Annotated in this window: 10 protein-coding genes and 1 tRNA gene; 8 read left to right on the forward strand and 3 right to left on the reverse strand. The window is 42.5% G+C overall.

Going from position 1 to position 13,480, the window contains the following annotated elements:
• Positions 1 to 4 precede the first annotated feature (4 nt).
• A tRNA-Gln gene (locus AC37HE_RS15205) sits at positions 5 to 77 on the forward strand.
• Positions 78 to 149: 72 nt separating this feature from the next.
• Here AC37HE_RS15205 and AC37HE_RS15210 read toward each other — a convergent pair.
• Positions 150 to 1,010: a PHP domain-containing protein gene (locus tag AC37HE_RS15210; RefSeq protein WP_500783709.1), complete on the reverse strand. Its 861-nt coding sequence runs from the start codon at positions 1,008 to 1,010 to the stop codon at positions 150 to 152.
• Positions 1,011 to 1,584: 574 nt separating this feature from the next.
• On the opposite strand from AC37HE_RS15210, the gene AC37HE_RS15215 reads away from it, so the two are divergent.
• From AC37HE_RS15215 to AC37HE_RS15225, 3 genes are all read left to right on the forward strand, one after another.
• The gene (locus AC37HE_RS15215) at positions 1,585 to 1,758 is read left to right on the forward strand and encodes a hypothetical protein (protein ID WP_500783710.1); all 174 of its coding nucleotides are present in this window, start codon (positions 1,585 to 1,587) and stop codon (positions 1,756 to 1,758) included.
• Between the two features lie 294 nt (positions 1,759 to 2,052).
• Complete coding sequence (locus tag AC37HE_RS15220) at positions 2,053 to 3,417, forward strand: vanadium-dependent haloperoxidase (protein ID WP_500783711.1); 1,365 nt, start codon at positions 2,053 to 2,055, stop codon at positions 3,415 to 3,417.
• A gap of 286 nt (positions 3,418 to 3,703) precedes the next feature.
• On the forward strand, positions 3,704 to 4,765 hold the full coding sequence (locus tag AC37HE_RS15225) for a sialidase family protein (RefSeq protein ID WP_500783712.1): 1,062 nt from the start codon (positions 3,704 to 3,706) through the stop codon (positions 4,763 to 4,765).
• Positions 4,766 to 4,875: 110 nt separating this feature from the next.
• On the opposite strand, the gene AC37HE_RS15230 is transcribed toward AC37HE_RS15225, so the two are convergent.
• Entirely contained in the window at positions 4,876 to 5,268 is a 393-nt protein-coding gene (locus AC37HE_RS15230; RefSeq protein ID WP_500783713.1) for a PKD domain-containing protein, read from the reverse strand.
• A 306-nt stretch (positions 5,269 to 5,574) separates the two neighbouring features.
• Here AC37HE_RS15230 and AC37HE_RS15235 point away from each other — a divergent pair, with 306 nt between their 5' ends.
• Both AC37HE_RS15235 and AC37HE_RS15240 read left to right on the forward strand, forming a co-directional pair.
• Positions 5,575 to 6,306, forward strand: coding sequence for a LytR/AlgR family response regulator transcription factor (locus AC37HE_RS15235; protein WP_500783714.1), 732 nt, complete (start codon positions 5,575 to 5,577; stop codon positions 6,304 to 6,306).
• Between the two features lie 26 nt (positions 6,307 to 6,332).
• On the forward strand, positions 6,333 to 8,462 hold the full coding sequence (locus AC37HE_RS15240; protein ID WP_500783715.1) for a histidine kinase: 2,130 nt from the start codon (positions 6,333 to 6,335) through the stop codon (positions 8,460 to 8,462).
• Between the two features lie 32 nt (positions 8,463 to 8,494).
• On the opposite strand, the gene AC37HE_RS15245 is transcribed toward AC37HE_RS15240, so the two are convergent.
• Positions 8,495 to 9,385, reverse strand: coding sequence for a LysR family transcriptional regulator (locus AC37HE_RS15245; RefSeq protein ID WP_500783716.1), 891 nt, complete (start codon positions 9,383 to 9,385; stop codon positions 8,495 to 8,497).
• Positions 9,386 to 9,529: 144 nt separating this feature from the next.
• Between AC37HE_RS15245 and hutH the strand changes: the two genes are divergently transcribed.
• Positions 9,530 to 11,104, forward strand: coding sequence for a histidine ammonia-lyase (gene hutH / locus AC37HE_RS15250; protein ID WP_500783717.1), 1,575 nt, complete (start codon positions 9,530 to 9,532; stop codon positions 11,102 to 11,104).
• Positions 11,105 to 11,115: 11 nt separating this feature from the next.
• A complete protein-coding gene (gene hutU / locus AC37HE_RS15255; RefSeq protein ID WP_500783718.1) occupies positions 11,116 to 13,113 on the forward strand; it encodes a urocanate hydratase in 1,998 nt (665 codons plus the stop codon).
• Positions 13,114 to 13,480: the final 367 nt, after the last annotated feature.

Below are 13,480 nucleotides of genomic sequence, written 5' to 3' on the forward strand. Positions count from 1 at the left end.
AAATTGACCTGTGGTGTAACTGGCAACACGTCAGATTCTGGTCCTGAAGAGTCCAGGTTCGAGCCCTGGCAGGTCAACAGAAATAGCAGCTCAAACGGGCTGCTTTTTTTATTTGCACCCGATTTTGCACCCTTTCAATACCAATTTTGTTACTTGCTGCTTATTGCTTCTTTTCTTGTGAGGATTTTTTCCAGCAATCCATCCTCAACATGTAAATCTCCTTCACCAACTCCAAGTTTAACATGAGGTCTGTTAGCACCGTGAAAATCCGACCCACCTGACTTTATAAAGTTAAAATCTTTAATATACGCAATGCAACGGCTTTTGTCTTCCTCTGAAAAAGAGGGATAATAACACTCCATGCCGTCCAAACCCATTATTTTCAGCTTTTTCAAACATGTAAATGCTTCTTCATCTGAATAACCTTTTAAGCCAATCTTTAAGTGAAAATGAGCTAGAAAGGCTTTTCCCCCGGCAGCATGAATAGCATTAATTGCTTCTTCCGGTTTTATGAGTTCCCCTTCTATATAATCAATCTTATCCAGATAATTTATCCAGGAATCTCTCACGCTCTTCGTATACCCATGAGCAACAAGACATTTAGCGATAGCCTGTCGATCCATAAATCCACCTAACACAAACGGCTTGACAACTTCAGGATCAATTGCAACGCCCATGGACCGCAGTTTATCAAAAACCACAGAAAGCTTGTCTGATCTCTCCTGTCGGTAGTTTGTATATATCCGCGCAAACCCCTCACATTGAGGATCAATACCCAGACCAAGTATGTGAATCAGGCGGTTCTCACCAAATGCAGTACTAAATTCAATGCCTTTAATAAAAGTAACACCCAATATGTCAGCTTCACGTTGTGCTTCCCCAAGTCCGTCAATACTGTCATGATCCGTTATTGCAACTGCTGAAAGTCCTGTTTCTTTTGCCTGATGAATCAGCTCTTTTGGAGTTAGTGTTCCATCAGAAATCGTTGTATGGGTATGTAAATCTATCATGATTTATCCTGATAATGTGTGAATAAAAGTCGGTGCAAAAATAGACTTCTGATAGTTGATCAGGTAACAAAAACAATAAACTTATGATTAAAGTAATCTCCGTTAACAGAACCAGGTGAAATAATAAGGTATTGCTGGAAGTAATGTGTGCTACGATATACGATCTAAGGTAAAAGCGCAAAAAGAGCGTTACAAAAGCTGGTATTAGAAAATACATTACTGCGAAATCGGGTTTTGACCTAAAAGCAACTCCTAGGTATATTAGCCTTACCTTTTTCATCCTTTCATTCTCGTTATTCCTCCCTGAACCTACACCATCTGTCATCAATTAAAATTATCGAATAACGAACACATTATTTTAACGATTTTCGGATCTTATTTTATTTTTCACCGTAAAGTGATATCAAGATCGTAAAGATGTTTAGTCTTCTCTCAATTCTCCAGTAATTGAAGATACTAAGCACCAAGTTACTAACGGATACGAATATTCTCTGATTCTTGCAGAAAATTCTCTGGCTACTATTGATCACAATAGGTACGGCATAATACACTAGCAATTGAATGAACTTGAATTATGAGAATTTTTACGAATCTGAAGTATCCTTCGATACTGATACTTTTAGCCAAACAGGCATACAAGGCGGTTCTGCCTTTTGAAAACGAATCTCGCTCGTTGCAAGGACAAGAAACCGACGGCACATCATCGGCAAAGAATCAGCCCGAGTTTAATCCGAACTCTTACATCTGATATAGCCATCAACATCAAACACACAGCACAATTGTCATGTAGTCAATTGAACTAACATATTACATCGGAAAACAGGAATGTATAAGTTCCTTTATTAGCGCTCGAACTGATGACCGAAACGAAAATTTCCACAATCATCTAACTACCTAATACGAGTTCGAAGCCAGTAACCTACCGCACATTTCTTACAAATACAGACTACGAAGAAGTTTAGTATCTGAAAAGAAAGGGAGCTACATCAAAGCCTGTATGGCTCTATAAAATGAATTGTATTATATCAAAGCCTTAAATGCTATGAAAACAAATTTGAAACTTATCGCTAGCACTTTAATTGTGCTGTTAGCGATGTATGCCTGCGAACAAAATGCGATGGAACCTGCGTCAGATTATGGCGAGCTAAAACGTGCCAATAACGGCATGATAAAATCGTACAACAATACGATGGTATTAAAATGGAATACAGCTCTGAGCATCGCCATAGATAACAAGATGCCACCACCGCCTGAATCGAGAATTTATGCCATGGTTTCAATTGCCGTGCACGATGCCTTGAATAATGTCGTTCCAAAATATGAAACTTATGCGATGGAGAACAGCTGGAACGACGGGAAACTCGTGTCGAAGAAAACTATTGCAGCCGTAGCCGACGCTGCTGTGGCAACGGCTGCTCACGATGTTTTGATAGCGTTGTTTCCACCTTCACAACCCAGTGCCGACGCACTATTGGCCGAATGTTTAGCTACAATAGAAGATACGGAACTGAAGGATGAAGGGATTCATATTGGTGCTGACGCGGCAGCGGCCATGCTTGAAAAACGGCAAGGCGATGCTCCACCCGCCTTTGTAGTGTATCCCCAAGGAACCGCACCAGGAGAATATCGCTCATACGCACCATGGAGCGGTCCAGGCCCTATCTGGCAGCCAAACTCTGTTTATGCTCCAACCTGGGGCGAAACCTCACCTTTTGGTGTGTTATCCGGGGATCAGTTTCGTTCAGCCCCCCCTTATGCCCTCACCTCGCTGGAATATACAGCCGACTACAACCAGGTGAAAACGATTGGAAGCAACTCTAGTGTAACACGAACACCGGAACAAACTGAAATGGGAATATTTTTTACCGACAACATGCCTAGTATGCTGAACAAAGTGACAAGATACGTGGCTGCGAGCAAAGAATTAAATGGATGGGAAACCGCAAGGCTTATAGCGCTGGTGCAAATGAGCGAGGCTGATGCGCTTATCTGCACATTTGAATCCGCATTCCTCTACAATTTCTGGAGGCCAATTACTGCAATCCAGGAAGGTGACAACGACGGGAACAACGACACCGAAGGCGATGCCGGATGGGCGGCCGTCACCGCTGGCCGTGCAATTCCTCCATTGCCACCATACCCGTCAAGTTATGCTTCTGCCGGAAGAGCCGGAGCAGAGATTCTTAAAATGTTTTTCGGAACAGATAATATACCATTCACAGTGGAAAGCTACACAAAACCGGGAGTGGCAAGAAATTACAGCAGTTTTTCTCAGGTAGCCACCGATATGCAACTTTCGAGGATCTATGTTGGCCACAATTTTCAACACGACAACATTGCGGGAGACAAGATTGGGAAGGAAGTCAGCGAGTTCGTTTTCAACAACAACTTACGCGCACTCAAATAGAGCAATTATTAGCTATCATCAAAATCCGATCTGATTCATTTCAGATTGGGTTTTGATGCTGTAATTGAGTTTTTCATTTCGAATGTAGGATCTCCGGAATCCTTCTTATATTGTTATTTTTTGTAGAATAGTACACCATCCATTAGCAAAGTCAACCAGATAAACCGACCTTCCAAATACCTCAAAAAGTGGATCCTAATTTTTTTTTCATTATTTTAGCAACTCAATACCCGACCAGGCCAGGCTTTCCAACCACCAAAGACAACAGCAATTCAAATTCAATCCCATGAAAAACAAGCTTTTATTCCTGGCATTCATAGCTTTAGTATTTCTTTCACTTAACTCCTGCACCACAAAACCAGCATCCCCGATCGTCAATATTGAAGTCGAAAGCTCGGAGTTTTTATATGACACCGCTGCATTCCCTCAATGCCATGCCTCGACGATTGTAGAAACAAAGAACGGCTTACTGGCCGCCTTTTTTGGTGGCACCCACGAACGAGCAAAAGATGTCTGTATCTATACCTCGCGTAAAGTTGGCAGCGAGCAATGGACCACTCCCGAAAAGGTTGCAGGCGGATTCATCAATGACACACTTACTTATCCGACATGGAATCCGGTCTTATTTCATGCCGGAGATCGTCTTTACCTTTATTACAAAGTTGGCCCAAGTCCGAGTGAATGGTGGGGAATGTCGATGTACTCAACCGATGAAGGAAAAACATGGTCGCAGCCGCAAAAGCTTCCGGATAACATCCTTGGTCCAATTCGCAACAAACCAATCAACCTGAAATCCGGAGTCATTCTGAGCCCTTCAAGCACAGAATATAGTTCAGGATTGTGGAAGTCCCATATTGAGCGGTCAACCGACAACGGACAGAGTTGGACAAGAATCGAAATTCCTTCACCCGATAGTGTTAAGGTCATTCAGCCAACCTTACTGATTCACCCGGATCACAAAATCCAAGCCTTGTTGAGAAGCAACCAGAATGTGATTATGCAGAGCTGGTCGGAAGATGAGGGCTTAAGCTGGTCGGAAGTTACGCCAACCAAAGTCGTCCATCCGAATTCGGGCATTGATGCTGTTGCAACGCACTCCGGTTGGTATTTCCTGGTCAACAATCCACTTAAAAGTGGCGAATCGTGGGAAATGGGAAGAAATAAACTCTTCCTGTATGCCTCGAAAGACGGCATCAACTGGCAGAAAGTGTATGAACTGGAGAATGAGCCCAAAGGCGAGTTCAGCTATCCGGCAATCATCCAGACAAACGACGGACGATTACACATCACTTACACCTACAATCGGAAAACGATTAAACATGTCTGCTTGGGATTTAAGGTAAAGTAACTGTAACAAGAAATAATCGACAAATTAAAAGAGCAGCCTTTGTTCAGCTGCTCTTTTCACGTTAACACAATTCTCTAATCTAATTCCCTAACCCACATCTTCTATTTCGTTTAATCAACAACATTCAAATATAAATCCAGAAGGTTCGAACGGGACTCTTGGCGGTCTTCAATCCGGATTGCACCATCATCGTTATAATCGATGAAGTTTACGGACTGAACAACCAATTGAAGATGATACTGACCAGCCTCGGCGTAAGTATGTATTGGCTCATATTCCCGTGAGCTGGTTCCATCACCAAAATCCCACAAGTAATAACTCCCGCCTTCGGAACAGTTTAAAAACTTTATTGGCGTATTACTTCCAAACTCAACGATACCTGTTTCAAATTCAACACAAGCATCTCCTGTAAATTCAGTTTTTGTTCCATCCTTATTCAGACAAGCCTCAAATAGATAAAGGCATAAAATAAGAGCTAAGGTTGTCGAAAAGATTCCTTTCATCTTTTATGTTTTACAATAAAATTAAAAGATAATTTCCCGCCTATTACCTTCCTCCATATAAGATTTACTGAACCTTACATTTTCACAATTAAAAACCTATTTTCCGACAACAAACCCCCAATTAGGGTATCCTCGACGAGCTAAACTGCACTTTCCGACAAAACATAAAAACGCCACATTTATTAAAATCCTTATTTTTCACAACAAACATCGAGTTTTCCACAATAAAGAATTGCAGCTTAACTAATTGATTTTGTATCTTCGAGTTAACAATAACCGAGACTAAGAATTAAAACGTGAAAAAGGATGCCCCCATTCGATACATTCATAATAGATGATGAGCCCGATGCCGGCCGGTTGCTGGAAAATTTGCTACATAAGTATTCAGCCCTTAAAGTCACAAAAGTATTCACTGACGCCCAACAAGCGTTAGATAGGGTAATAACAGAGCAACCACCATTGGTTTTCATGGATATTGAAATGCCGGGAGTATCAGGCATGGAATTTCTCAAGCAAATCAACAAATTGTCACCACAAACAAAAGTAGTTTTTGTGACGGCGTACGATCACTATGCTCTGGAAGCCATCCATAACGATGCTTTTGACTTTTTGTGTAAACCAATCTCAAGATCGGATCTAAAGCGAGTTGTCTATAAAATCATTGAGTCGCTCAATCAACCCAATAAGCATACACTAAGTAATCGACAAACAATTCAGCCCCGCATGCTGCTAAAAACGATGGAAGGACACCACTATATTCCGATCGATCAGATTCTTTTCCTCGAGGCAGATGGCAATTATACCTGTTTACAAATGACGGAAAACAGAAAGCTTATTTCCAGCCTAAACCTGGGAAAAGTTCATGATCAACTTCCACAAGATGAGTTTATCCGAATAAGCCGTAAGAGAGTGATCAACAAAAATTATCTCAGCTTTATGAATTTCTGTAAGAATTATTGCCTGATTACTTATAAAGAACAAGAATACAAACTGGAAGTAAGTATGAAAATGAAAGATCTAAAAAGAGACTTGATTTAGTCTACTCCTGAACTTTAGTTGAATCGATGAACAAGCAGCTCGTCAAAAATATATTATCGAATATCTATCTGCAGTCCATCTTTGTTGGCTTAATCGTTACGCTTGTGGTTATCCAAATCTGGGAGCCTCCAATCAAAAAAAACCAACTGGATCTGGATCCGTTTTTAGGCAACCTAACTGAGGAAATACACTGGTTTGGTGGAGATTTCAATGGGGATGGTTCAAGCGAACGAATTCGATGTTTTAACAAATCTAATTCGAATGTAATGAATATTGTTCATTACGACGAAAATGGAAATATAACCGACCATTACCGACTTTCAGGTTCCGAATGGTACCATAGTCTTTATCCCGGAATATTCGATATCGACGATGATGGCACATCTGAGCTGCTCTATTTCTCGCTGCGGAACGATTCAATTTTTCTGAATGCCTTTAACCTGGCACGATTTGAGATCGTTATCGACCATTTCTTTTTCGGTTCGTTTGAACGAAAAGGAAGAAGCAGTGCTTGTGCATCATACTTCTGGAAATTCGGAGATTTCAATAAAGACGGCCATAAGGAGTTATTTGTCCGGTTTGACGCAGGCTACGGACTACGCCCAAGGGGAATATTCAAAATTGAATTTCCATCAATGAAGATAACAGCTTCACCGACTGAATACATGGCAATAACTCCAATGGAATTTAAGGATATTAACTCAGATGGAAGCCCTGAAATATTCACACGATGTTATGCACCATCCAATGTTTCCAGCTACAAAAAGTATTCAGACAGAATTAGCTACATCGCATTGCTGGATTATAATCTCAACTTTGTATTTGAGCCAATCCCTTTTCCGGGAGAATTCTCAAGTATGCAGATTATCCCAAGTTGCATAAATGATAGTCTATTCTTTGCATTTTTCCAGTCTAGGGCTAAGAATTCAACTCCATTTCGCTTAATGTGCCTAAACACAAAAGGACAAATTCTTCAAGAGAAGGTCTGGACGAACCTTAAAAATCCTGAAAATATCACGACCTACTTGTGGAACATCAACAAAAACAATTATCTCTTTATAAAAGGAGTAGGAGCTTTTAAACTAAACCAAAAACTAACGGGATTACCCGAAAAATTGACGATCCAACAAAATCCTTATGGACAATATATTTTGCCCTTTGATTTGGATGGAGATCAAAAAAGCGAATGGATTCTTTGGAATTCACAAAGTCAAATAACTATACACAACGAAAACCCAGAAGAAGACATTTCTTTTGAATCACCAATCACGCTTAGATCTCCTATCACAATTTACCCTTTTTATGAGAATAAGAAACTGACAAAATTTATGTTCTGTTCTGGAAGTGGTTTCTTCTTTTTCAAATACCAAAACAACAAGTACTATCCACTCCTCTACCTGATCTATGCACTCCTTTTTCTGTTCTCATCATCTTTTATCTTTTTGCTACTATACTCCCAAAGGCGATCCATTGAGAAACGCATTCAGACAGAACAACAGCTATCTGAATTACAGTTTAACACGATAAAAAATCAATTGAATCCACATTTTCTTTTTAATTCGTTAAACTCGGTAGCATTGATGATTAATGAGGGGAGAAATGATGAAGCCTTCGATTTTCTAATCGTGAATTCACGCATGATTCAACGCGTAATGGATGACGCCAAAGAGGTAAAACGCTCGCTTAAATCAGAAATTCAGTTCACGAAGGATTATATCAAAATTCAAAAGCATCGGTTTAAAAAGCGGTTTGATGTCCAGTTCACGATCCACAATGGAACGAACCTTGAGTTTCAGGTGCCCAAAATGTGTTTGCACACCTATGTGGAAAATGCAATTAAACATGGATTCAGAAACACAAATACCGGAGGATTATTAACAATTGACATCAAGCCAATAACACATGGAATCTCAATTACGATTACAGATAATGGCATGGGTTTAAAAGAAGCATCAGCCTATCACGACACATCTGGAAACGGCATTCAAATTATGAATGAATTTTTCGAGTTATTCGAGAAATACCACGGATATAAAATAAAATTCAACATTTCTGATCGATCCGAAACATCAGATACTCAAAAAGGCACGCTGGTTATGCTCTCTATTCAACGGTACCAATCGGTATCATCACAGAAAGCAAACGACAAAAGTTAACTTACCCTCACCGTGTTTTTCACTGCTAACTTCTATCGCATTATTTTCAGTGACATCAGTGCATTCTGCAATGCCGGGTTTCGGTTGTTCTCCTTCCAAACGGCGTACAAACCGGTTCGCTGCCGAAGTTTATCCAACGGAATTTGCTTAATTTTCAAATCGTAACCTTCCTGCAACGAGCTTGGCACAATAGCAATTCCAATTCCTTCCTCTACCAATTTAAAAATAGTCAGCGCATTTACCGACTTATGCGGAACTTTAGGCTGAAAACCATGATCTTCAAAAATACTCATGATCAGGTCATAATAATAAGAACTGTATTCACTCGAAAACAGGATAAACTGCTCATCCTTTAATTGTGTCAGACTCTTAAAATTGTTGCTATTGATTGGATGGTTTTCCGGTAATACCACCACAAACGACTCCTCAGAAACCTGTAACTTTTTAATCCCGGCAGGAACATTCGGCATACGCACAAAACCAAGATCCAGCTTGTGATTTAGCAACATATCCAATTGCAGGCTATTCGACATTTCCTCCAATACAGCCTGAATATCCGGAAATTGTCGTTTCAAATTGAGCAATAAATCAGGAATTACCTTTTGCGCCGCCGACCCGATAAAACCAATCCGCAGTTCGGCTTCCTTTCCCTGAGCAATACTTTCCAAATGATGCTTAACCATATCCAGGTGATTAAAAATGAAATCGACTTCATCTTTTAAAAATCGACCAGCCGGGGTTAGTTGAACATTCCGCTTGCTTCGCTCGAACAGTTGAACGCCATATAACTCTTCCATCTGCTTAATCTGACGTGTTAAACCGGGTTGGGAAATATGAAGGCGTTCAGCAGCCTTTCGAAACCGGAGTTCCTCAGCCAGAACCTGAAAATAACGCAAATGCCGCAATTCTATTTGATAACTCACAGTTATTATTTATTGACAAAATTGGTATTTATAATTATCAAATATAAGCCGTAATTTTGAATTATCAATAAACGGCCAACCTGCACACAATCAATTCATGAACGTATAAACAGTTGAAGTTGAATTAAAAGAAAAACATTACATATGTCAACAGAGGTATTTCATTACGGCGAAGATTTCATGACCGCTTCTAAAGCACTGGCACTAAGCAACGGGGAACTGAAAGGAATTTTGAGTCCTTCAACCAGGGAGCGAATCCGGAAATCGCAACAAATTGTTGAAGACATCATTCAATCCGACCAGGCCGTTTACGGAATCAACACGGGCTTTGGCCCGCTTTGCACAACACGGGTTTCAGCAACTGACACCAAGAAGTTACAGGAAAATATTCTGAAAAGCCATGCTGTTGGCACCGGGGAACCAATACCGACAACAATAGCAGCCATTATGCTGGTACTGAAAGTTCAGGCACTGGCTAAAGGGTTTTCAGGCATACAGGAAGCAACACTCGACCGGATTATCTGGCACATCGACCACGCTGTAATTCCAGTGGTTCCCAAACAGGGATCAGTAGGCGCATCAGGCGATCTGGCTCCGCTATCGCATTTGTTTCTTCCATTGATTGGATTAGGGAAAGTAGACTATCAAGGTGAAGTCCGGAATACAAATGAAGTTTTGGATGAACTGAACCAGGAGCCCATTAAGCTAAATGGGAAAGAAGGTCTTGCTTTGATTAACGGAACCCAGTTCATGGCAGCCCACGCTGTTGTTGCAATCATCAAAATGCAAAACCTGATCGCTTCAGCCGATCTGATTGGAGCAATGATGATTGAAGGCTTAACCGGATCGGCTCGCCCTTTCCTGCCACAACTGCACGAAATCCGTCCCTACAAAGGAAACCGCCACACGGCAGAAACGATTACCAACCTACTTACAAATTCCGACATTGTCCATTCCCATGCCGGCTGTACGCGCGTTCAGGATCCTTACTCGTTGCGCTGTATTCCACAGGTTCACGGAGCTTCATGGAATGCCTGGCTTCATCTGAAAGAGACCATTGAAGTTGAGATCAACTCGGTAACCGACAACCCGATTGTGTTTGAAGATGGATCAACAATCAGCGGCGGAAACTTCCACGGTCAACCCATAGCCCTGCCAATGGACTATGCTTGTCTGGCCGCCTCCGAGATCGGGAACATTTCCGACCGACGCATCTACCTCTCGCTTATGGGCAACTACCCCGGCGTTCCCAAACTTTTATTGAAAGAAACCGGGCTCAACTCGGGCTTCATGATCGTTCAATATACATCGGCCGCACTGGCCAGCGAGAACAAAAGCTTGTGCTACCCGGCCAGTGCCGACAGCATCCCAACATCGATGGGGCAGGAAGATCATGTAAGTATGGGCTCAATTAGCGGCCGCAAACTTCTACAAGTCATCGACAATGTGGAACGCATCCTCGGGCTGGAACTTTTCTGTGCTGCACAAGCACTCGACTTCCACGCACCACTCCGTCCAACGCCAATTTTGGACGGACTGCAAAAACAAGTCCGCACACAGGTTCCTCACATCACCGAAGACGAATTGATCAACGATTATATGCATCACACTATCAACATGGTAAAGAATGCCAAACTGGTTTCAATTGCCAAAGAGATCTCTTTAAAATCGTCGGCACCGTACCGTACTTCATTATGTGAGCTTTTTGATGAATTTTAAAAACCAGCACCATGAATTTCAAAAACCAAATATTACAGGGAATTCCAAACCAACTACCGGCACCCAAAGCCTTTGACCCAACAATAAGTCATGCACCAAAGCGCAAGGACATCCTTTCAGCAGAAGAAAAAAGACTGGCCATTACAAATGCGCTTCGTTACTTCCCAAAGGAATGGCATGCTGAGCTGGCCCCTGAATTCATGCAGGAACTGAAAGATTACGGACGCATCTACATGTACCGGTTTCGTCCCGACTACGAAATGCATGCACGACCAATAAGCGAATATCCGTCTCACTCGCATCACGCTGCTGCCATGATGCTGATGATTCAGAACAACCTGGATCCGGCAGTCGCCCAACACCCACACGAGCTGATCACCTATGGCGGCAACGGCGCGGTATTTCAAAACTGGGCACAATACCTGCTCACCATGAAGTACCTGGCAGAAATGACCGACGAGCAAACGTTGCACATGTACAGCGGCCATCCGATGGGCTTGTTCCCATCCTTCAAATCATCACCGCGCGTTATCATCAGCAATGGCATGATGATTCCCAACTACTCGAAACCCGACGACTGGGAGAGATACAACGCACTGGGCGTTACCCAATACGGACAGATGACAGCTGGCTCCTGGATGTACATTGGCCCGCAGGGGATCATTCACGGGACAACAATCACGGTGATGAACGCCTTCCGCAAAAAATTAGCGGTAAATGAAAGTCCGAAAGGTAAAATCTTCCTGACAGCCGGACTGGGCGGCATGAGTGGAGCTCAACCCAAAGCAGGCAACATAGTCGGCTGTATTTCGGTTTGTGCCGAGGTAAACATTCAGGCGATTAAAAAGCGTCATTCACAAGGTTGGGTCGATGAGATTATCGACAATCTCGACGAATTAGTAACGCGAGTTTCCCAGGCCAAGGAAAAAAAAGAAACAGTGTCGATTGCTTATTGGGGCAACATTGTTGATGTATGGGAACATTTCGACAAAGTAGGGTTGTATGTTGAAATCGGTTCCGACCAGACTTCGTTGCACAACCCCTATTCCGGCGGTTACTACCCCGTTACTTTGAGTTTTGAAGAAGCGCAGAAAATGATTTCCGAAAATCCGGAACAATTTAAAGTTGAAGTACAAGCCTCGTTGCGCCGGCATGCTGCAGCCGTAAATCGCCATGCTGCAAAAGGAACTTACTTCTTCGATTATGGCAACGCTTTCCTGCTCGAGTGCAGCAAAGCTAAGGCCGATGTGATGACCGAAGATGGAAGTAAATTCCGTTATCCTTCGTATGTGCAGGACATCCTGGGGCCTATGTATTTCGATTATGGCTTTGGCCCATTCCGATGGGTATGCAGTTCGGGAGATCCGAAAGACCTCGAATATTCGGATCAAATTGCACTTGACGTATTACGCGAGATGCACAAAAAAGCACCGGCAGAAACTAAATTGCAGCTCGCCGACAATATCCACTGGATGGAAGAGGCGGGCAAGAATAAAATGGTGGTTGGCTCACAAGCCCGTATTTTGTACGCCAACTCCGACGCACGAATTCAAACAGCTTTGCGTTTCAACAAAGCCATCCGGGAAAACGAAATTTCAGCACCAATTGTACTTGGTCGCGACCACCACGACGTGAGCGGCACCGATTCGCCCTTCCGCGAAACAAGTAACATATACGACGGTAGCAGCTTTACTGCCGATATGGCCATCCAAAATGTGATTGGCGACGCCAGCCGCGGCGCCACCTGGGTATCGCTACACAACGGCGGCGGTGTTGGCTGGGGCGAAGTAACAAACGGTGGATTCGGTATGGTACTCGATGGCTCGGTGGAAGCGGATGAAAAACTGAAAATGATGCTCCTCTACGATGTAAACAACGGCATCGCCCGTCGATCGTGGGCACGTAACAAAGAGGCCATGTTTGCCATCGCCGAAGAAATGAAACAAACACCCGGACTGAAGGTTACCATACCCAACCTGGTGGATAACGAAATTTTAAACAGTCTGTAGTCACAAGTAAAAACCCACAAGCTTCGAACTATGAATAGGTGATGCGGCAAGATCGGCCTATTTTTATCAAGACCGGAATCGAACTTAGCTTTCAGGAAGATGAAGATTGAAGATAAAAATCAGCCTTGAATTTTCTGTTTACTCTTTGTTTCAAGACGGCAGCGTAAAATCCGCCTTATAAGGCAGTATAAGTCGGAACAAAGAATAAAAGCCCCCTCTCTTGTAATTAAGACGAAAAAATAGAGACAAAATGAACAACAACGATAACCTTTTTACCATCACACGACCGAAAGAAATCCTTTCGCCAATCGTGTTGAGCATACCCCACAGTGGCACAGAACTACCGGAAGAACTGCTACAGGAATTC

The organism is Mangrovibacterium sp. (assembly GCF_059905295.1).